Raw genomic sequence first — 20,705 nt, forward strand, 5'->3', positions numbered from 1 at the left:
ACCTCGCCCCCACCGATCCGCCAGCCGATGCACGATGGGTGACCATTCGGGAGACCTGAGTGATCGCGGGCCGGCTCCACCTGGGAATCTGTCTGTGATGCCGGACTGGTGAGCCTTCTGGTGGTATGCGATAGCTCGGTGTCCGGTGGTCGATGCGCCCCGGGCACCCGTTAGCCGCCCAACACGCGCCGCAGACGAGCCACGGCCTCGGCGACCGTCGCCGGATCGGTGGTGTGGCACAGCCGGAACCAGCCGGGTTCCGGATGGTGGAAGACCGCACCCGGCAGCAGGTTGATCCGGCCCGCCGTGAACAGACGCCGCCACAGCAGCTCTTCCGCCGCCGGCGTGGCCGTGTCCAACCAGCCACGCAGGTCGGTCCAGATGGAGAAGCCCGCCCCGGCCGGCAGGAACGGCACACCCACGCCGGTGAGGTGGCCGGCCGCCGCGGCGTACGAGGCGGCGAGCCGGTCCCGGCCGGTGGTCAGGAACCGCGCCACCCAGTCGTCGGCGGCCAGCAGATCCGTCAGCAGCCACTGTGTATCGGTGGAGACCGGCGCGAAGTAGGCCAGCTCCCGCGCCGCCGCCCGCACCTGCGGTTGCCGGGTGTGCAACACGCCGACCTTGAGCCCGGGCAGGCCGAGGTCCTTGGCGAACCCCCACACCACATGCACGCGGTGCGGATCCAGCACGCCCGGCGCCGCGTCGCGGGCACTGACGAAGGCCGGACCGGTGAACGCGCTGTGTGCGTACACCTCGTCGGCCACCAGGTCCAGGTCGAGTGCCGCGCAGGCGGAGGCGAAAGCCTGCAGCTCGCTCTCGCGGTACACCAGTCCGAGCGGGTTGTGCGGGGACGTCAGCACCAGCGCGCGAACGGTGGTGCCGGCGGCCCGGGCTCGTCGGACCGTGCCGATGAGCGCCGCCGCGTCCGGTAGCGACACCCCGGCGAGCGGCGGCACGGGCAGCAACCGCGCCCCGGAACGACCGGTCAGGTCGGTGTCGAGCGCGCCGTAGTACGGCACCGGCACGGCCAGCGCCTCGCCCGGATCGCACAGCACCGACGCGATGATGTCCAGGGCCGCCGTCGCCCCACTGACCACGATCAGATCCTCGGGGTCGACCGGGGAACCGCCGCGAGCCAGGAACCGGGCCACCTGGGAGCGCAGCGCGGCGGTGCCGTGCAGCGGCGCGTACCGGATGTCGGCGGCCGCCACGCCGCGCGCGGCACGCAGCCGCGGCGCCAACAGGTCCCACACCAGGCGGTTCTCGGCCGTACCGACGTTGACGTAACCGTCCGGGTTGGATACCGGATCGTACGGATCGGCCTCGGCGGCGAAGTGGGCGGAGGCGATCACCGGCGTCCCGGCCACCAGCCGGGCGGCCTGCCGCGACACCATCAGTGCGCGGCCGGCTCGGGCTGGAACATTCCCGGAGCCAGGCCGAGTCCCAGCGAGGCGTCCAGGACCGCGCCGTGCAGGATGGCAGCCGAGTCGGTACACAGCCAGGCGATGACGTCGGCGACCTCGTCGGGCTCGATGAGCCGCTGCTTGGGCAGCGCGGCCAGGAACGCCGCCCGCGCGGCGCCGTCCATCCGGCCCAGGACGCTCGCGGTGAGCATGGGTGTCTCCACGGCGCCCGGGCAGACGGCGAACACGTCGACCGGCGTGTGCGCCAGCTCCACCGCCAGCTGGCGGCTCAGGTGCACCAGTGCCGCCTTGCTCATCCCGTCGGCCGGGTCGAAGGTGGGGAACGAGGCGATGCCGCCGCCCACACTGGCCACGTTGATGATCTTGCCGTAGCCGCGGGCCACCATGCCGGGCACCAGCTGCTGGACGAGCCACAGCGGACCGACGCTGTTGATCTGCAGCATCGCCGCCGACCGCCGGTGTGCCGCCCCGGGCTCGTAGTCGACCACCGTGGCCGAGCCCACCGCGGCGTTGTTCACCAGGACGTCCACCGGGCCCGGCAGCTCCCGCAGCAGCCGCTGATGGCTGTCCCAGTCACCCTGGCCGAACGCGAAGGCGATCACCTCGATGCCGTCCGCGGCGAGCTCGGCCACGAGATCCTTGGCCCGGCCCGCGCCGTGCAGGTAGGTGAACCAGACGGTGTCCCCACCTCGCGCGAAGCGCCCGACGGCGTGCCGGCCGATACCGCTGGAACCACCGGTTATCAGTACGTTCCTGCCACTCATAGCCGGCTGCGAACCTCCCACAGGTCGGGGTAGAAGTGCCGGTCACCGCGCGAGCGCAGGTAGCTCGCCCCCGTGCTGCCGGCCGTGCCCACCTTGACGCCGATCTGCCGCTCCACGAGCAGCGCATGCCGGCCACGCCACAGCGACCAGGACTGGTCATGGTCGAGCAGGGCCTCGGCCAGCCGCCACAGGCCCGCCCGGTCCGACGCGGCGCGCGCCAGGCCCACCAGCACACCGGCACGCCGTTCCGGATCGGACACGTCATGGCCCGCGGCGGTCAGCGCGGCCAGGAAGCCATCCCACAACGTCGGCTCGTCGAGCCGCCGCTGAAGGCGGGCCCGCTCCTGCACCGGCAGGCCGGCCGACAGGTAGCGCCGGTCGGGCCAGCCGGACAGGAACTCGATCTCGCGGTACTGGACGGACTGGAAGCCGGAGGTCTCCCCCAACGCCGGCCGCAGCTGCGCGAAGGCGGCTGGTGACAGGGTGTCCAACACGTCCATCTGGGCCAGCATCAACCGTTCCACGGCGTGACAGCGGGTCAGCAACGCCCACGGCCGTTCCGCCTCGCCGGCCAGCATGGCGTCGCGCGCCGCGGTCAGCTCGTGCAACAACAGCCGGAACCACAACTCGTACGCCTGATGCGTGACGATGAACAGCAACTCCTCGTGCACCGGCGGCACGGCCAGCGGCCGCTGGGCGTCGAGCAGCTGCGGAAGCAAGAGGTAGTCGCCATAGGTGAACCCGCCGGGCGCCTGCGGCGCGGGGCGGCGCCGTACCTCCGGCGGGCTAGTCATCGACCAGGCCCTTGGCGGCGAACGCCTCCCAGGCTCCCGGTTGGTCCAGAACGCCCGTGGAGCGACACAACCGGACCGTGGCCGACGCGGTCTGTCGCATCTGCGGGGTGCCGCCGTAGCAGTCGCGCACCACGGTGTCGGCCTCGGCGGCGGTGAGCCCGGCCAGGGTCAGCGACCGGCGGACCGGTTCGCCGTCCCAGCGCAGGCAGTCCTCGATCAGCTCGGGCAGCGCGACGGCCGCCCGGGCCCGGGTCGGCGCGTCGAGTTGGGTCCACAGGTGCCGGAAGAACCCGGCGAAGTAGCGATGGTGGCGTCCTTCGTCGCGGGCGTGGTCGCGGGCCAGGTCGCGGACGGTCGTCACCACCGTCGGATCGGCGGGCAGCTCGTTGAGCACCGCGGTGATCAGGGTTTCGAAGACGACGACCTGCAGCAGTTGGGCGAGCACCTCGGCACCGGGCAGCAGCGCGGCCGCGGTCGCGTCGAGCCGGTCGGCGAATCCGCCGAAGTCCCAGTCGGGCACGGCGATTCCGGTTGCCGCCTCGACCTGCCGAGCCAGGTCCAGGCTGTACAGCGAGTGGTAGCCCTCGTCGCAGTAGACCTTGAACGCGTCCATCCGCAACTGCGCGTCGACCGGCACGCCGATCCGGTTGTTCGCGATGCGTTCGGCGCCCCGGTTGACCACCCGGGTCTCCAGGTGCGTGGTGGCCAGCAGGAACTGGTAGAGGTGCCGGACGGTCAGCGTCTCGCGCTGCTGCGGGGCGCGCTCGCGCACGAGGTCGTGCTCCAGGTACGGCACGAGGGCCGTCGGGAAGAACACCTTGGCCTGGTCGCGCTCGTCGGCGAAGGTCCGGCGTATCCCGGCCCGCACGCCGGCGGCGTCGTACCAGTCGGCGAACGGGTCCATGGCGTCGACCTCCTCGTCATCGGCACCGACATGGATCGATGCTAGGTGCGGTTCGAGCGGGGTCACCAACGCCGATGCGTGGTTCGTCAGGTCAGCCCCCGGGCTTCGCCACGTTCGCCTTGCGACCATTACTTCGGAACCGTATAGTACGGAACCATGAAGAACGATTCCGTGATACTCGAGTTGCAGCGAGCGACCCATGCGACGCTGCATCTGCTCACCACGGAGCTGGTGGATCTCGACCTGACGGCTTCCGAGATCAACGCTCTGGGCAATCTCGCGGACGGCACCGGCCGCACGGTCTCCGAGCTGGGGGCGGCCATCGGTACGCGACCCGCGACACTGACCGGGATCCTCGACCGTTTGGAGCGCCGTGGCCTGATCACCCGCGCCCCCCGGCCGGGCGACCGCCGCGCGGTGCTGATCGCGCTCACCGCCGACGGCAGGCGGACGGCCACGCTGATCCGCAGGACGCTGCGCGACGTGGAGCAGCGGGCGCTCGCCGGCCTACCCGCCGATGCCGTGCGGGGAGCCCGCGCCGTACTGCGTGCCCTGACGGAGGTCGGGCGATGAGCCACCCTCGACCGGCGGCCCCCGCCCCGACCGACGCCTTCGACACGCTGATGGCCGAGGTCATGGCGCACGAGCACCGCTTCCGCCACCGCCAGCACATCCACCTGACCTGGCTGGCCGTGCGCGGATACGGCACCGGCGCCGCGATCGCACTGATCAGCGACGGCATCCGACGCACCGCCCGGTACGCCGGCGCACCGCAGAAGTACCACGCGACGGTCAGCCGCGCCTGGGTCGAACTCGTCGGCCACCACGTGGCGGGCAGCGACGACGACACCTTCGACGCCTTCGCGGATCGCCACCCCGCGCTGTTCGACAAGCGCCTGCTGGCCCGCCACTACCGCTCATCGACCTTGGCGACGGCCGAGGCGAGATCCGGCTGGGTCGAGCCGGACCTCGCTCCATTCCCCTGAGCAGGGAGGTCGAGCCGTGCGACTGCAACGGCAGCGCCGCACAGAAGTTTCGCCCTCGATCAGCCCGTCTCCTGAGGTCCCGGCGGTGCTCAGGGGTGCGTGGTGGCGGGTCGTTCGCGGTGGAGCGTTTCACGGATGCGGGCGAGAAGTTGCTGACTGGTGAAGGGTTTCTCGACGATCGTGACGCCCGGCGGCAGGGTGCCGTGTTCGGTGAGGACGGGTTGGGCGTAGCCGGACATGTAGAGGACGGGGGTTTCCGGGCGGGCGGTTCGGATGCGCGCGGCGACCTCGTTGCCCATCATGTCGGGCATGATCACATCGGTGAGCAACAGGTGGATCGGGGCGGGGTGGCTGTTCGCGGTGTCGATGGCGGTGGGGCCGTCCGAGGCCTGCAGCACGTCGTAGCCGGCCCGCGTGAGGATGCGAGTGGTGACGTCGCGTAGGGGAGCCTCGTCCTCGACGAGCAGGATCGTCTCGTGGGGTGTCGGGGCGGGCGACGGGTCGGCGGGCACGGGCCGCCGGGTGGCGGCGGTGGCGTCGAGGGCGGGCAGCAGCACGGTGACGGTGGTGCCGATGCCGGGTTCCGAGGAGAGCCGGACGTCGCCACCGGCGGCGGTAGCGAGGCCATAGATGGTGGCCAGGCCGAGGCCGGTGCCGCTGCCGGTGGGCTTGGTCGTGAAGAACGGCTCGAACGCGCGTTCCGCGACCTCGGGCGGCATGCCGGTGCCGGTGTCGCTGACGCGCAGGCGCACGTACCGGCCCGGGGGCACGGTGGCGTGCGCGGTGTCGTCATCGGCGGCGGGGAGGTCGACGGTGGTGGTGTCGATCGACAGAGTGCCGCCGGTGGGCATGGCGTCGCGGGCGTTGACGGCGAGGTTGAGCAGGATCTGTTCCAGGTGCGACGGGTCGGCGGTGATCGGCTGGGCATGCTGGTCGAGGTTGGTGACGAGGTGGATGTGTTCGCCGAGGGTGCGGCGCAGCATCTGTTCGACGTTGCCGATCACGTGGTTGATGTCGAGTACCTGGGCCTGGGTGATGTCTCGGCGCCCGAACGCGAGGAGCTGTTTCGTGAGCCGGGTGGCGCGTTCTGCGGCCTTGGCGATCTGACCCAGGTCCGTGCGGGCGGCGGCGATGTCTCGCGGGTTGGCCGCCGCGGTGTCGAGACTGTCGACGGTGTCGAAGAGCAGTTCCGTGTAGCTGGCGATCACGCCGAGGATGTTGTTGAAGTCGTGGGCGACACCACCGGCGAGTTGGCCGAGGCTTTCCAGCCGGCGCGTGTGCTGGAGGCGGTGCTCGGCAGCCAGGCGTTCCCGATCGGCCTGGGCCCGCAGGCGTTCGGTGATGTCACGGACGCCGGCGGAGACGATGATCCCCTGATCGGTGTGCAGGGCGCTGAGGCTGATCTCGACGGGAAATTCGGTGCCGTCCTTGCGGACAACGGTCAGGTCACCGTCGCCACCGATGGTGCGGGGTTCGGGATCGGCGAAGTACGCACGGCGGATGCGCGCGTATTCCGGGCGCATCCGCTCGGGCATCAGGACCTCGACAGATCGCCCGAGCAGCTCGGCCCGGGAGTATCCGAACAGACGCTCCGCTTGGACGTTGAGCAGGGTGATGGCGTCGTCGTGGGTGATCCCGATGATCGCGTCGGGGGCGGACTCCAGCAGGCCCCGGAACATCGTCTCGGCGCGTTGCCGTTCGGTGACGTCCCGAGCGATCGTGGCCACCCCGACGACGGCGCCTTGCGCGTCGGCGATCGGGGACATGGTCCGTGACACGGTGACGGTGGTGCCGTCCTTGCGACGCCGGGGCAGTTGGTGCTGCTCGATACGTTCACCTCGGGCGACGCGGTCCATCAGCGCGGCCTCGGCCGCCAACTGCTCGGCCGGGATCGTGATGGTCCCCGGTTGGCCGATCGCCTCTGCCGCCGGGAAGCCGTAGAGCCGCTCGGCGGCGGCGTTCCAACTGGTGATCACCCCGTCGAGGTCTCTGGCGACGATCGCGTCGTGGGACGACTCCACGATGACGGCGAGTTGCTGTTTCGCGGTCAGGAGCGTCCCCCGCTCGGCGACCGCGGCGGCCTGGGTGGCCAGCCGGGCGACCAACGCGACGTCGTCTTCGGCGAACAACGTGCGGTACCGGTTCAGCAGGACCAGCGCACCGTCACGCCCGTCCAGGGTGGTGGGGGCGGCGGTGACGAACCGGGTGCCGCTCGACTCGGCGAGGTCGACCGCGAGTGCGGGCGGGTGGGTCCAACCGGCCAGCGCGTCGATGGTGGCCGCCGGGAGGTGGAGAAGCCGGTCGAGATCACTGGCCGGGTACTGCTTGCTTTCGGTGTCCACGGGAGTGCTAGCCACCCACCGCACCGTACCGGCCGGGGCGGGCAGGACCACCGCCACCTCGTCCGAGCCCAACACCGTCCGCGCCTCCCGGCAGTACCGCAACCAGGTTCCCTCGGGCGGTTCGTTGGCCGGAGCGCTCAGCATCCGGCGCATCACCTCGTTGGCCGCGAGCAACGACCACCGGCGGCGCAACCATTGCGGGGGCACGAACGCCAACAGGTACATCACGGCCGACACCACCGCCACCGCCCGCGCCGACACCGCGAACACGGGACGACCACCACCGGCGATCAGCAGCGCGACACCGAACAGCAGGGTGCCGGCGGCGGCGCACCACAGCCGAATCCGGGCCGCACCGCCCCGCCGGCGTGCCTCGGCCGCGAGCAGCACCGAAGCCATCGTCTGCACCGCGAAGAACACCGTCACCACAGCCATGGCCGCCGGTCGTGGCATCGGATGCTCCAGCACCGCCACCGGCACCGCGGTAGCCGCCCATCCCGCCAGTGCCGCCGCCAGCAGCCACCGAGGCACCGGCCGGACCCGGGACATCAGCTGCACCACGAAGAACGGCTGCCCGAGCAACAACAGGGAGAACAGCACCGTGACCGACTGAGGGAGCACTCCGAACGCCACCCTCAACACGCCGATGACGAACAACATCGCAACCGCGCCGATCACCAGCATCACCGCGCGCAGCAACGGATCTCGACGCCGCAGGTACTCCCACACGACCCACATGAAGATCAAGAAGTAGAGAGCGGTGATCGCCAGCATCGCCACCATGGGAACCCCCCGAGTCCCACCGGCCAAAACAGGCAAGGCGCGTTTTTGTGAGCATAGTCCGCGCGGACGGGTCGAACCAGGGGATCTGGAGCACCTCAACCGGTAGGGGCAGTGAATGGCGAAGCGGTGGTAGCCTCCACGGTCGCTTGATCGACACCGAGAAATAGGCCCAACAGACTCAAACCAGACAATATGAATACGGTCATTCGTCCTCCGGGATGCCCGGTACCCCTAACACTCGGCGTTCCGCGACCGAAGCCGACGCCCATCCGGATAGTTCATTCGATTCGACAGGCAACGTTTCGAGCCTCGGTTACGTCTTGTCTTGTACAGCCACGGACCGCACCGGCCGGGACCCCTCGATTGTGAGAGCCATGATTCAGCGACGTAACGTCATCATCGGCGCACTGGGCGTGGCCGCAGCCGCCGCGGCCGCCGGGTGCACCTCACACCGAACCGCCCGGCCCGGCGCCGGCAACTGGGTCGAACCGGTGGCCAACACCGAACAGCCCGCCGTGCCGGTCCGGTTGAGCGTTACGCCGGCGAGCGGGGCCACCGGGGTATCACCGGCAAAGCCGATCGTCGTCACCGCCGAGGGCGGCACGTTGCAGTCGGTCACCGTCACCGCCGGCAAGGCGAAGGTCAGTGGCGCCATGCAGGACGACGGGACCTGGCGCTCGACCGACGACCTCGCCTACGACAAGACCTACAAGGTGGTCGCGGCGGTCACCGACGGCCAGGGCGCCGCGACCGCGCACACCTCCAGCTTCACCACGGTGAAGCCACACAGCCTCGCCAAGATCACATTCCAGGCCAACGGGATGAACTTGCTCAAGTCCGGCCACACGTACGGCGCTGGACAGCCGGTGATCATCGCGTTCAGCCGTTCCGTCAACAAGGCCGCGGCGGAGAAGGCCATCGAGATCACGACCTCACCCTCCGTCGAGGGCAAGTTCCACTGGGCGAACGACTCAACCGTGCATTGGCGGCCGGCGAAATACTGGACCAGCGGCACGAAGATCAAGGTGAACGTCAAGGCGTTCGGCGTCAAACTCGGCAAAGAGGTGTACGGAGCGACGAACGCGTCGACCCACTTCCAGATCGGACGTCAGCTGGTCGCGATCAGCGACTACCGCAAGCACGTGACGAAGGTCTACATCAACGGCAAGCTCGTCCGCACCATGAAGTGCAGCCTCGGGAAGGGCGGCTCCACCACCGGCGCGAACGGCGAATTCATCAGCTACTGGACGACCGGCGGTCCCCACGTCGTGCTGTCCAAGCAGCGGGTGTACAGCATGAGCTCGGCGAGTTACGGCGTCACCGACCCGAAAGACCCGAACTACTACGCTCCCAAGGACATCGAGTACTGCACCCGGATCAGTTACTCGGGCGAGTTCATGCACGCCGCCCCGTGGAATCGTTCGCTGGGGCGCGCGAACCTGTCGCACGGCTGCATCAACCTCAGCGTGGCCGACGCCAAATGGGTCTACGAGAACTTCATGATCGGCGACATCGTCGACGTCAAGAACAGCCCGAGACCGGTGCAGATCTGGAACGGGCTCGGCGACTGGGCGGTCCCCTTCCACAAGTACGGCCGCTGACCGCAGGCCACGGCGCAGGCGACGTGGTTCAGGGGTGGCACGGCTGGTTCGGCACGATCAATGGTGTGGTGCTCTGCACGGTGATCGTGCTGCCGCTGGCCGCGCTGACCGTGTGGGCCCTGGCGCGCCGCCGGATCGCGGCCGCCTGGCGGATGTCGCTGGCCGAGGTCGGCATCGTCTACGGGACGGTGCCCTGGATCTGGATGATCATGTTGCCCGGCGACCGGGCCGGTGCCGTCCCGGGCCGGGTAAGTCTGGTACCGCTGCGGGACTTGCTCACGGTCCTCGCCGGCGAACCGCTGACGGCGACGGTCCAGATCGTCGGCAACCTGCTGGTGTTCGCGGCGCTGGGGTTCCTCGCCCCCCTGCGGTTCGCGGCCCTGGCGTCCTTACCGCGCATCCTGGCGCTCGCGGCGGGCTGCTCGCTGTTCGTCGAGACCGCGCAGTACGTCCTGCGCCTCGACCGCGTGTCGTCCGTGGACGACGTCCTACTCAACGCCGCCGGCGCGGGGCTGGCCGCACTGGCGTCACGCCGCTGGTGGCGTACGACGACCGGATCGGGCCCGATCGGCCGGGGTGCCGGGCCGCTGAGGCACCCGACGGAAAGACACGCTTCGACCTGATCGCGCCCCGGGTCGTCGAGCCCGTGGGGCAGGACACGTCGAGGTCGGCACGGCGGGCAGCCGGTTCACCCACAGCGAACTGAAAGGTCTGCCGCGATCATGTTCCGGCAAGATCGTCGGATGCATGCTGGCGGCAGCCATGCTTCCGCCCGGCACACAAGACCGGCCGACCGTCGGCGGAAAGTAGACAGGTTCATGGATTCCAGGGTGCTAGATGTCCAGGTTTGGCTGAACCGGGAGTACGGCTCGGTGACCGGTTTCAACCGGGTGGCGGAGGACGGCATCACCGGCTGGGCCACGATGCGCGCACTCACCCGGGCGCTGCAGTACGAGCTGGGCATCTCCCCGCTGTCGGACACATTCGGACCGACGACCCTGGCCAGGGTCACGGGAATGTCGGGTGACATCGAGGGCTTGTGGACGACCAACCGGATCAAGATCGTCCAGGGTGGGTTCTACTGCAAGGGATATGACCCGGGTGCCTTCGACGGCAAGTGGGGCAGCGAGACCAAGCGGGCGCTGGATCGCATGATGTACGACGCCGGCCTGCCCGCCGCGCCGGACAACACCTTCCCGCCGAAGGTCCTCAAGGCGCTGCTCACCATGGACGCGTTCGTGAAGGTGGCGCTCGGCACCGAAGCGATCCGCAAGGTCCAGCAATGGCTCAACGGCCGCTACAGCTACCGGCAGAACTTCTTCCTGGTGCCCTGCGAGGGCGTCTTCTCCCGCGATGTACAGAAGGCGCTGTACCTGGCCATCCAGTACGAGGTCGGGCTGACCGACGCGCAGGCCACCGGCACGTTCGGCCCCACCACGAAGAACGAGTTGCGAAAGCGGCCGGTCGGCAGTGGTTCCACCGGTGCGTTCGTCAGCATCTTCACCGCGGCCATGGTGTTCAACCGGATCAAGCAGCCCGGCTTCCCCTACTTCGAAGGCTTCACGGACCGGTTCGGCGAGGAGGCCGCGATCGCGCTGCGGGCGTTCCAGAAGTTCTCCGCGCTGCCCGAGACCGGCCAAGGGGATTTCGCGACGTGGTGCCAGCTGCTGGTTTCCACCGGCGACCCGGACCGCCCCGCGATCGCGTCCGACACCGCGAACCCGCTCACGGCCGCGCGTGCGTCGGCGTTGTGGTCCGCCGGCTACCGGTACGTCGGCCGCTACCTCGACAACGTGCCGGGCAGCTCGCTGAACAAGAAGATCCAGCCCGGTGAGCTGAAGCTGATCTTCGAGAACGGGCTGAAGGTCTTCCCGATCCAGCAGTACTACGGCGGTGAGGTCTCCTACTTCAACTACAACCGGGGCTATCGGGACGCCCTCGCGGCGCATCAAGCCGCCGTCGGGCACGGGTTCGATGCGGGCACCACGATCTACTTCGCGGTCGACTACGACGCCACGCAGGCCGACATCGACGACGCGATCGTCCCCTACTTCAAGGGCGTCGTCGGGGGCCTCACGGTCTCGGGCAAGCGATACAACGCCGGGGTGTACGGATCCCGGAACGTGTGCATCGACGTCAGCCGGCGAACCGACGTCCGCTGGTCATTCGTTTCCGGCATGTCCTCCGGATTCTCCGGAAACATGGGCTACCCGCTGCCGGAGAACTGGTCGTTCAATCAGATCCAGACGCTCACCGTGGGTTCCGGCACCGGAGCCGTCGAGATCGACAAGGACGCCTACCGGCTCGGTAGCGACCCCGGCGTCAACAAGCTGAACAGCGACTACACGACGGTCGACGGGCTGATCCAGCACGTCGAGGACATCTACCAGCTGGCGAAACAGATCGGCGGCTACAACCCGAATCTGCTCGTCCTGCAGTTCCTTCGGTGGGGACGGTACGACACGTTCCAGTTCAACAACCTCGTCGGCCCGATCGTCTGGCCCTGGGAGAACCTGTTCACCAGCCGAAACCTCACCCCTATGCGTACGCTTCGCGAACCCAACACGGGAATCGACTACTCCATCGCGCACTGGGCGTACTCCTGCGAGGGCGTGCTGGCCGGTGGCACGGTGGAGGACCCCAACGGATTCAACGCCAGTGACGTCGCCGGGTGGGGTGGCGACCTGATGACGTTCTACGGTGATTGGCGCCGCGAGAGCAACAGAGTCCCGTCGGGTCTTGCGTTCTGCCGGGAGAAGCTCGCGAGGCAGACGGACGACAACTCCTTCAAGCTGCGCGACATGCTCGAGGACGCGGACGCCTACAACGTCGCCATGAATCTGCGTGCCGGCGCGAAGATCACCGACGAGCTCGACAACCTGTTCCGGCGCGGCGGGTACAAGCGCCGCTTCCGGTCGTTCTTCAACGGCAGGTTCCAGAACACGGCGAACGCCCAGAAGCTTGCGCGGCTCGCGCTGGTGCCTGGGGGGCAGAACCCCATCATCGATCTCGGCCGGGTCAGCCTCATCGAGCTCACCGGGGGAATTCCCACGATCCTGCCGCACATGCTGCCCGGTGGCCGGTTGGACGAGTTCATTCAGGGCTTCAGCGACCGGCTCCAGGAGCTGGTCGCCGAAGAGACCAAGGCCTTTCCGTCATGAGCGGCTCCCGCGTCCCCGGTCACCATTCTGAGGAGTCCACGATGATCGACCGTACTGTGTTGTCCCGACGGCGGTTGCTGGCCGGGCTCGGCGGCGCCGCCGCGGGGCTGGCGATCGGCGCCCCCGCCCTGGCCCGGTCGGCGGCTGCCGCCCCGCCCGGAGCCGGGCAGGCCACCGGCAATGGCTGGCCCGCGGTCAAGAGCGGCCAGGTCCGGAACCACCGCATCGAAGGCAGCGACACCGCCGTGGCCCTGCTGCCGGGTGCCACGGCGACGGTGCTGCTGCACGTCGCCCGGCGCTTCCACTACGACGTGGACGAGCTGGCCGCCGGTGAGGCCGCCGGCCACCACAGTTCCGCCGCCGACGGCACCGCGGCAGGGGTGAACTTCCGGTCCGGCACCGCGCTGGCGCTGCGCCCGGACAGCTATCCGGCCGGTGCCGGGGGCAATCTCTACCCGCAGCAGATCGCCATGGTGCGCGACATCCTCGCCGAGTGTGACGGCGTGGTGCGCTGGGGCGGCGATGACGTGTCGCGGCCGATGGAGGGGGCGTTCTACATCGACGTGCCGCCCGGCGACGCCCGGCTGAAGCGGCTCGCCGCACGCCTCGCGGGGTGGGCGAAGGAGCCCGGCCAGGGCGCCGGTGTCGTCGTGGACCCGGCCGCGCCGGACCGGCTCCGGGCCGCGGTCGCGCTGCGACGGACGCAGACCGCCCGCCGCTGACGTCAAAGACCGTTGTCCGGCCCGGTGTCCGCAGCGGGCCGGACAACGCCGCGACCTGCCAACCCACTGACGCGTGAGCCGACGGTCAACGTTGTGCCCGGGTCGTCGCCAGTGTCTTGATCGACGCGAGTGCGGCGGCCGGGTCGGCGCCGAGGCCGCTGAGCAGGCTCACGAACATCGGCACCAGGACGTGTTCGACGCCGTCGTCGCCGAAGTAGCCACCGACGTCGAGCGTCACGTAGCCATGTACCGCGGTCCACAACTGGCTGGCGATCGCCCGCGGCTCCGCCGGCTTCAACCGTCCCTGTTCCACGGCGCGGCGGGACGCCTCCACGATCTCGTCGAACGTGTACCGGCCGCGCTCTCGCTCGTCGGTGGTCTGCGGGCGGTAACGGCCCAGCGAGGCGGTGCCGAACATGACGGCGTACAGATGCGGGTTCTGCCGGGCGTTGGCCAGATAGGCGCGGCCCAGCCCGCCCAGATCGGTGATCGCGTCGTCCGTGCGCGGCACCTTGGCGAGCAGCGCGCCCAGCCGGGCGAAGCCCTCGGCAACCACCGCATCGGCGAGGTCGGCCATCGAGCCGAAATGCGTGTACACGGCCATGGTCGACGTGTCGGCCTCCGTGGCTACCCGGCGCAGAGTGAGCGCCGAGGGGCCCTCCTCGGCGAGCAGGCGGGCGGCGCCCTCCAGCAGGCGTACCCGCACGGCGGGGTTGCCACGACGCTCGGTCACCGCGCAACACTATCGCTATAGCAACTGCTATAGCAGGCGCTATAGTGCTGGCGGAGGTGTCGTCATGAACGACTGGGACGCGATCGTCATCGGCTCCGGCCTCGGCGGGCTCACCTGTGCCGCCTACCTCACCGCCGCCGGAAAGCGCACCCTGGTACTCGAGCAGAACCAGGTCGCGGGCGGCTGCAGCCAGGTCTTCCGCCGCAAGGGAAACCGGTACGAGTTCGACGTGGGCATGCACTACATCGGCGAATGCCACCCGGGCGGACGCATGACGACGGCACTGCGCGGCCTCGGCCTGGACGGCCGGGTCGAGTTCCGCCAACTCGACCCCGACGGGCACTCCACGCTGGTGTTCCCCGACCTCACGTTCCGGGTGCCCAGCGACTGGGACACCTACCTGGCCCGGCTGATCGAGGCGTTCCCCGACCAGAAGCGCGGTTTGCGGCTCTGCGTCGGCATCCTGCGGCGGATCGGTACCGAACTGCGTAGCACCGTCCTGCCCGGGCGCAGCGTACGCAGTCTGCTGCGCTTCGCCCGCACGGCACCAACCGTCACCACCGTCGGACAACTGCCGCTGACCTGGCTGTTCGCCGCATGCCGGCTCAGCCCCCTGGCCAGGGCGGTGATCGTCGCCGAATCCGGCGACTACGGGGCGCCTCCGTCCCGAACATCGGTCGCGCTGCACGGTGGCTTCCTCGACCACTACCTCACCGGTGGCGCGTGGTACCCACGCGGCGGTGGCCAGGTCCTCCCCGCCCATCTCATCGACGTCATCGAGACCCACGCCGGTCAGGTACGCACCAAGGCCCGCGTCACCGACATCCTGGTCGAGGACGGAGCCGTGGTCGGCGTCCAACTCGCCGGGGGCGAGACGATTCACGCCCCGATCGTCGTCTCGGGCGCTGACCTCAAGCGCACCTACCTCGACCTCGTCGGCCGCGAACACCTGGCCCCGGGCACCGTCACCCGAGTGGAGAAGTACCGGATGGCGCTCCCGCTGTTCAGTGTCTACCTGGGGCTCGACATCGACCTCGCCGACCAACTGCCCAACAGCACGTACTGGTGTTACCCGCACACCGACGTGGAGGGCGTGTACCGCGCCGCCTACGCGGGCCGCATCCCGGACGAACTGCCGATCTTCCTCACCTCCGCGACCACCAAGGACCCGGGGAACCCGCATGCCGCCCCACCCGGCCACAGCACTCTCGAAGTGATGTGTCTCGCCCCGCACGGCACGTTCTGGCCCAGCGTCGACGGGTACCGCAAGAACCCGGACTACCTCGAGCTCAAGGAACGCCTCACCGAGCACCTGATCGACCGCGCCAGCACCGTGATCCCCCACCTGCGGCAGCACATCGTCTGGCGGGAGGCGTCCAGCCCCGTCACCCACGAGCGGTTCACGCTGTCCAGCCTCGGCTCGAGCTACGGCATCGAAATGGCCGCCGACCAGATCGGACCACGCCGACCAGGCCCGCGCACCGAAATCCGCGGTCTATGGCTGACCGGTGCCAGCACCACCTGGGGCAACGGCATCGTCGGCGCCGTCTGCAGCGGCCTGGGCACGGCCGGCGCGATCCTTCGCCGCCCGCTCAGCGCCGAAGTCAAAGCCGGTGCCGTGATCGCCGACCCGTCCAAGCTCACTCCGGTCGGCCCCGACTGGGACCCGCTGGCCGCGTCCAAACCGAGTTCCCCGCTGCGCGACCGGGCCGGCGTCACGACCAGGAACGCATCAGCGGGCCGCGGATGATCCGTCCCCCGCTCGCGCCCAACCTCGCCGGGACGCGCGGCCACCCAAGCAGGGTCAGCGCTCGGGTCACGTCCGGTGTTCCGGCGGTCAGCGGCGGTACGTGCGCTTGCTGCTGTAGTGCACGTTGCCGGCCTGGTCGTAGGCGCGCAGCTGCATGGTGAACGTCTTGCCGTATCTGGCATGCGGCGTCAGCGAGAATGCGTAGCCGGACGTCCGGTCGGTGGCCACGACCTTGCCGTTGACCAGCATCTGCACCCGGTTCACGCCGTACCGGTCCTGCGCGCTCGCCGTGATCGCGACGGCACGGCGGAGCTTGCTCCGGTTCTTCGGAGCTTTGGTGATGCGCATCGAGGGTGCGGTGTTGTCGACGGTCACGGACCGGCGCACCAGGGTCTGGTTGTTGGCCTTGTCGCGAACGTCGAAGGAAAGCGTGTGCGGGCCGTCGGAGTAGCTCCTGGTGTCAACCCTCAGCGACCACGGCGCCCGGCCAGTGAAGTAGCGGGTGCCGTCGTCCAGTCGCACCAGCATGTAGGCCGGGCCCGTGGCGTCCTTGACGCTGGTGAGGCGGGCGGTGAACACGCCGCGGACCTTGGCTCCAGCGGGCGGGGTCGCGGTGACCACGGGCGCGTCGTTGTCGACGGTTACGGTGCGGGTCAACACGGTGACGTTACCGACGCCATCGCTCGCTCGGATCGTCATGGTGGCCGGGCCGTTGGCCGCACCGCGGTCCCACGGCAGGTATCGCGGGAACTGCCCGCTGGTGTCGGTGTTGGCCACGGTGCCGTTGACGAGCAGCTCGACCTTGCCGATCCAGGCGGGGTCCCGCGCGTCGACGAAAACCGAGTCGCGGGCGTTGATGTAGCCGTCGACCAGAGTGAAGTCCGCGCTCAGTTGGGGACCGGCGTGGTCGGCCCAGGCGTGCGTGGTCAGGGTACGCACGTTGCCGGAGGCGTCGTGTGCGGACCAGGACAGGGTGACCGGGCCCTGGTAGCCGGTGGTGTCCCAGTCGACGGTCCACGGCGCGGCGCTGGTGGTGCCGATGACGGTGGCGCCGATGGACAGCACCACGCGCACGACGTCCTGGTCGTTCGCCGAGCGCGGGGTGAAGGTGACCGGTACGACGCCGGTGAAGCTGTTGAACCGGCTCTGCGTGCTCAGGTCCCCCCACGGAATATCGACAACCGGGGCGGAATTGTCCGCGAAGACGGTGGTGGCGGCAGTCGTCGTGTGGCCGTCGCCGTCGTGCGCGGTGACCTCGACCAGGACATCCTGGTTCGAGTTGCTGCGCGTGTCCCAGCTGAGGGTCCACGGCGCCGACACGGAAGAGGTCACCAGACGGTGATTGACGCGCAACTCGACCTTGGTGACCGCCACGTCATCTGAGACCACCGGTCGGATGGTGACGGTCTTGTTGACCCGCTCACCGGCGGCGACGCCCACGTCCGAGATCACCGGCGCTGCCGGGTCCGGCTCTGCCGCCTCGGCCGACGCCGGGGCCACGATGCTCGTGGCCAGTGCGGCCACGATCGCCCCGATGCGTACGGCGACCACGCTGTTGCTACGCGTCACTTTTCCAACTCCCTAGCCCCGTTGTGCCGCGGCAGCATATGTGAGCTGGACTCGGATCGGCTTCATCCCTTCGGTGACGGGTTCTGGTCAGGCGTCACGCTGGTCGTGCCCGAGGCCATCGCCACCCTCGCCTAACCCCGGGCTCGGCTCCGAGGGCCGGGAACGGCTCTTCAATGTCGCCTTCGTCGTGCTGAGCGCCGTGCCGCTGGCGGCGTACCTGCGTCGCTCGAAGAAGCCTGAGATGAGGTAGCCGACCCTGGAGCTCTCGCTGACGGCGTCAACCTAGAGTTGACTTCCATCATGCGTCAACTTATGGTTGACGCATGACGACGCCTCAACCCATCGCCAATTCGATCCGGCTCGACGACCTGATCGAAGCCATCAAGAAGACCCACTCCGCCGCCCTCGATCAGCTCACCGACGCGGTACTGGCCGCCGACCACCTCGGTGACGTCGCGGATCATCTGATCGGGCACTTCGTGGACCAGGCGCGCCGCTCCGGCGCTTCCTGGACGGAGATCGGCCGCAGCATGGGCGTCACCAAACAAGCGGCGCAGAAGCGGTTCGTCGCCAAGGGTGACGCACCGGACCTCGACGCCAGTCAGGGGTTCAGCCGCTTCACCGACCGGGCCAGGAAGGTCGTCGTGACGGCGCAGGAAGAGGCCCGCGCCCGGGGCAACGGCCAGATCAACGTGGCTCATCTGGTGTTGGGTCTGGCGGCGGACCCGACATCGCTCGGCGCCCGCGCGATCGTCGCGCAAGGAGTGTCACTCGACGACGTCCGGCGGACCGCCATCGCGACGCTGCCGGCGGCAGCCGAGCCGGTGCCCGCGCTCATCCCGTTCGACGCACACGCCAAGAAGGGCCTGGAGTTGACCTTCCGGGAGGCGCTGCGGATGAACCACAACCACGTGGGCACCGAACACATCCTGCTCGCGCTGCTCGAACTCGAAGACGGCGCGGGCGTCCTCGCCGGACTCGGCATCGACAAGGCCACCGCCGAGACTTCCATCATCGCCGCCCTGGCCGAGTCACCGGCACCGTAGGCGTCACGGCCCTCCCCGTGCCGTTCGCCGCACCTGCGAGACGGTATGCCGTCACGGCGGGATCCGCATGGGCACGCTCACGGTAGTGTGGCGAACCGTGCGCGGGTCGAGCAGCGGGGAGGCGCGACAGTGTCGAGGTCGACAGACGAGCAGATAGCCGACGCCATCGCCGCTATCCGGGACGAGTCCCGGCGGTGGTCGGCCCTGATTCAAGCCCGGGGTACGGCGTCCCGTGTGGCAGCCAGGCGGACGTGCCTCCTTGTCACGGCACTGTCCGCAGCGCTCCTGCTGTGCGCCGTGGCCGCCAGTGCCATGACCGCGAAGCTGGCGATCGGCGGCACCCTGTTCGCCGTACCCATCTTCGTAGCCGTCCTGGGCCTGAGCGGTTCGCTGTCGCTGTACGTCGTCGGCGCCGCGCTGGCGTACCGATCGGTCGGGAGCGGTCCGACGCTGCCGGCGCGCATGCGAGTCCTGGTTGCGGTCACCATGACCGGCCAGACGCTGTCCAAAGGCACCGCACTCGCGACAGCTCTGGCCGGCCTACTGGTCGCCGTCAACGGGGCACCGGCCGCCGCCGTCCTGGCCGTGGGAATCGCGGTCGGTGTCATCGTCCTCGGGCGAAAGTTCGCAACCGTCATCCGGCATGCGGCAGCGGCGTAGGGCCGGGCAACCGCGCCGCAACGCCTGCCGCCAAGCCGCACATCGTTGACGGCAGGAAAGCTCGGTGGCGGTAGAGCGACAAGGCCATCGGCGAATCAGGCGTCCGCCTTCATGAGGGTGTCGAGGATGTGCAGCATCGCGGCGGTCGCGGCGGGCTCCCCGAAGATGACGATTTTCAGGTGGGCGCGCTCCTCGTCGTAGAGGGTCTGGACCCTGGCCCCCTCGGCCGCGGCCATGACGGTGTTGCTTACCCGGTCCGCCGTAGCGCGCCCCACGGCGTCGATGTCCACCACGCTGGAGACTTCCACACTTCGCGCACGGCCCGGGCCGTTCTCCGGCGCTGCGAGCACCGGCCCGCCGGTGAGCGCCTCCAGGTCGGCGCGGGCGATCCGGTACTGCTTGCCGATCCGTACGGCCTTGAGGCGCCCGTCGCGGACGTAGTTGCGAACCGTCCGCACGTGCAGGCCGAGCCGCTCAGCGACCTGCTCCACCGAGTACAGCTCCTGCACCATCGTCGTACCGTAACAGAGCTTTGAGGTGGAAGATGCGTAACTTTAAGGCACTTGCGGGAACGGTGGAGTGTCGTGCTCCCGTGAGCGGCGGTCAGCGCGACTGGCCGTCGGCGATGGCGCGCAACGCCGCGAGGTGGCGAGCCATCGCGTCCCGGCCGGCGGGCGCGAGGGCGAGCCAGGTGCGCGGCCGTTTGCCCACGTAGCCCTTCTCGACGGTGACATAGCCGGCCTCCTCGAGCATGGAGACCTGTTTGGAAAGCGCCGCCGCGGTGAGCTCCACCGCGTCGCGGACCAGGGCGAATTCGACCCGGTCCACTTCCGATAGATAGGCCATGATGGACAGCCGGATCGGAGCGTGGATCAGCGGATCGAGGCGATGGCGCGGATGCGCTCCGGTCACCGGCCCACCCACCAGGCGGCGGCCGCCCACACCGAGAAGCCGGCGGCGGCGCCGATCGGATACGCCAGCGGGTAGTCGATCCCGACCGCCATCGTCAGGCCGAACACCACGGACCACGCCAGGATGGTCACCAGTTGCACGCGCCGGGGTATCGCCCGGACCGGCTGCCGCCGGAGCCAGAACGCGAACAGTCCGACCAGCAGCGCGTACCAGACTCCCCACCACGCGGACGACACCCACGCCGAGACAGTCCACACGGCCAGCACGGAGCCAGCAGACACCGCGCCGAAGCCGAGCAGGTAGCGCCGGGCCCAACGGCCGGCGGTCCGACGGCCCGCGGTACGTGCCTGTTCAGCGGCGTCGAGCGCGGCGCGGGCCTGCGCCTTGTCGAAGACGTTGCCGCTCATGTCGCTCTCCGGGACAGCCGGACCACTCATTCCACCAAGCTAGCAACTAGTTTCCACTTTGACAACTAGTTGCCGAGTCGGATCGGCCCGGCCACGCAGCTCGCAGACTCGGGACAAGCGACGTTCCGGATCGGGGGCGGACCGCGT

General features: G+C 69.4%; 19 protein-coding genes. 9 read left to right on the forward strand and 10 right to left on the reverse strand.

Going from position 1 to position 20,705, the window contains the following annotated elements; all coding sequences use genetic code 11:
• Positions 1–170 precede the first annotated feature (170 nt).
• The 4 genes from EV385_RS02000 to EV385_RS02015 are packed head-to-tail and all read right to left on the reverse strand — an operon-like array spanning position 171 to position 3,886.
• A complete protein-coding gene (locus EV385_RS02000) occupies positions 171–1,394 on the reverse strand; it encodes an aminotransferase class I/II-fold pyridoxal phosphate-dependent enzyme (RefSeq protein ID WP_130507893.1) in 1,224 nt (407 codons plus the stop codon).
• Positions 1,394–2,188: an SDR family NAD(P)-dependent oxidoreductase gene (locus tag EV385_RS02005; RefSeq protein ID WP_130507894.1), complete on the reverse strand. Its 795-nt coding sequence runs from the start codon at positions 2,186–2,188 to the stop codon at positions 1,394–1,396. Before EV385_RS02005 ends, EV385_RS02000 begins: the two co-directional genes overlap by 1 nt.
• Entirely contained in the window at positions 2,185–2,982 is a 798-nt protein-coding gene (locus EV385_RS02010) for a tryptophan 2,3-dioxygenase family protein (protein ID WP_130507895.1), read from the reverse strand. The genes EV385_RS02005 and EV385_RS02010 overlap by 4 nt, the downstream gene beginning before the upstream one ends.
• Positions 2,975–3,886 (reverse strand): diiron oxygenase, encoded by a 912-nt coding sequence (locus tag EV385_RS02015; RefSeq protein WP_130507896.1) that lies wholly within the window; start codon positions 3,884–3,886, stop codon positions 2,975–2,977. Before EV385_RS02015 ends, EV385_RS02010 begins: the two co-directional genes overlap by 8 nt.
• A gap of 156 nt (positions 3,887–4,042) precedes the next feature.
• On the opposite strand from EV385_RS02015, the gene EV385_RS02020 reads away from it, so the two are divergent.
• Together EV385_RS02020 and EV385_RS02025 are read left to right on the forward strand one after the other, a co-directional pair.
• Positions 4,043–4,459: a MarR family winged helix-turn-helix transcriptional regulator gene (locus EV385_RS02020; RefSeq protein WP_130507897.1), complete on the forward strand. Its 417-nt coding sequence runs from the start codon at positions 4,043–4,045 to the stop codon at positions 4,457–4,459.
• On the forward strand, positions 4,456–4,872 hold the full coding sequence (locus EV385_RS02025; protein ID WP_242624650.1) for a hypothetical protein: 417 nt from the start codon (positions 4,456–4,458) through the stop codon (positions 4,870–4,872). Before EV385_RS02020 ends, EV385_RS02025 begins: the two co-directional genes overlap by 4 nt.
• A gap of 89 nt (positions 4,873–4,961) precedes the next feature.
• Here the strand turns inward: EV385_RS02025 and EV385_RS02030 are convergent, their stop codons facing one another.
• Positions 4,962–7,988, reverse strand: a complete 3,027-nt coding sequence (locus EV385_RS02030) for a hybrid sensor histidine kinase/response regulator (protein ID WP_242624651.1) — start codon at positions 7,986–7,988, stop codon at positions 4,962–4,964.
• A 227-nt stretch (positions 7,989–8,215) separates the two neighbouring features.
• Here EV385_RS02030 and EV385_RS02035 point away from each other — a divergent pair, with 227 nt between their 5' ends.
• From EV385_RS02035 to EV385_RS02050, 4 genes are all read left to right on the forward strand, one after another.
• Positions 8,216–9,598 carry a L,D-transpeptidase gene (locus tag EV385_RS02035; RefSeq protein ID WP_242624652.1) on the forward strand — a complete coding sequence of 461 codons (1,383 nt, stop codon included), beginning with the start codon at positions 8,216–8,218 and terminating at the stop codon, positions 9,596–9,598.
• 23 nt (positions 9,599–9,621) lie between these two features.
• Entirely contained in the window at positions 9,622–10,221 is a 600-nt protein-coding gene (locus tag EV385_RS02040) for a VanZ family protein (protein WP_130507898.1), read from the forward strand.
• Between the two features lie 195 nt (positions 10,222–10,416).
• Positions 10,417–12,759, forward strand: coding sequence for a glycoside hydrolase domain-containing protein (locus tag EV385_RS02045; protein WP_242624653.1), 2,343 nt, complete (start codon positions 10,417–10,419; stop codon positions 12,757–12,759).
• Between the two features lie 41 nt (positions 12,760–12,800).
• Entirely contained in the window at positions 12,801–13,481 is a 681-nt protein-coding gene (locus tag EV385_RS02050) for a hypothetical protein (protein WP_130507900.1), read from the forward strand.
• Positions 13,482–13,566: 85 nt separating this feature from the next.
• Here the strand turns inward: EV385_RS02050 and EV385_RS02055 are convergent, their stop codons facing one another.
• On the reverse strand, positions 13,567–14,214 hold the full coding sequence (locus tag EV385_RS02055; RefSeq protein WP_130507901.1) for a TetR/AcrR family transcriptional regulator: 648 nt from the start codon (positions 14,212–14,214) through the stop codon (positions 13,567–13,569).
• Positions 14,215–14,278: 64 nt separating this feature from the next.
• Between EV385_RS02055 and EV385_RS02060 the strand changes: the two genes are divergently transcribed.
• Positions 14,279–15,964, forward strand: a complete 1,686-nt coding sequence (locus EV385_RS02060; RefSeq protein ID WP_130507902.1) for a phytoene desaturase family protein — start codon at positions 14,279–14,281, stop codon at positions 15,962–15,964.
• Between the two features lie 87 nt (positions 15,965–16,051).
• Here EV385_RS02060 and EV385_RS02065 read toward each other — a convergent pair whose 3' ends face one another.
• Positions 16,052–17,533, reverse strand: coding sequence for an Ig-like domain-containing protein (locus tag EV385_RS02065; protein ID WP_130507903.1), 1,482 nt, complete (start codon positions 17,531–17,533; stop codon positions 16,052–16,054).
• Between the two features lie 323 nt (positions 17,534–17,856).
• On the opposite strand from EV385_RS02065, the gene EV385_RS02070 reads away from it, so the two are divergent.
• Positions 17,857–18,579, forward strand: a complete 723-nt coding sequence (locus EV385_RS02070) for a Clp protease N-terminal domain-containing protein (protein ID WP_130507904.1) — start codon at positions 17,857–17,859, stop codon at positions 18,577–18,579.
• Between the two features lie 297 nt (positions 18,580–18,876).
• Positions 18,877–19,239, forward strand: coding sequence for a hypothetical protein (locus EV385_RS02075; protein WP_130507905.1), 363 nt, complete (start codon positions 18,877–18,879; stop codon positions 19,237–19,239).
• A 95-nt stretch (positions 19,240–19,334) separates the two neighbouring features.
• Here EV385_RS02075 and EV385_RS02080 read toward each other — a convergent pair whose 3' ends face one another.
• From EV385_RS02080 to EV385_RS02090, 3 genes are all read right to left on the reverse strand, one after another.
• Positions 19,335–19,751 (reverse strand): helix-turn-helix domain-containing protein, encoded by a 417-nt coding sequence (locus EV385_RS02080; protein WP_130507906.1) that lies wholly within the window; start codon positions 19,749–19,751, stop codon positions 19,335–19,337.
• A gap of 91 nt (positions 19,752–19,842) precedes the next feature.
• Positions 19,843–20,151 (reverse strand): winged helix-turn-helix domain-containing protein, encoded by a 309-nt coding sequence (locus EV385_RS02085; RefSeq protein ID WP_242624654.1) that lies wholly within the window; start codon positions 20,149–20,151, stop codon positions 19,843–19,845.
• A complete protein-coding gene (locus EV385_RS02090; RefSeq protein WP_130507907.1) occupies positions 20,148–20,588 on the reverse strand; it encodes a hypothetical protein in 441 nt (146 codons plus the stop codon). Before EV385_RS02090 ends, EV385_RS02085 begins: the two co-directional genes overlap by 4 nt.
• Between the last annotated feature and the right edge of the window lie 117 nt (positions 20,589–20,705).

This window comes from Krasilnikovia cinnamomea (assembly GCF_004217545.1).
Classification (GTDB): Bacteria; Actinomycetota; Actinomycetes; order Mycobacteriales; family Micromonosporaceae; genus Actinoplanes; species Actinoplanes cinnamomeus.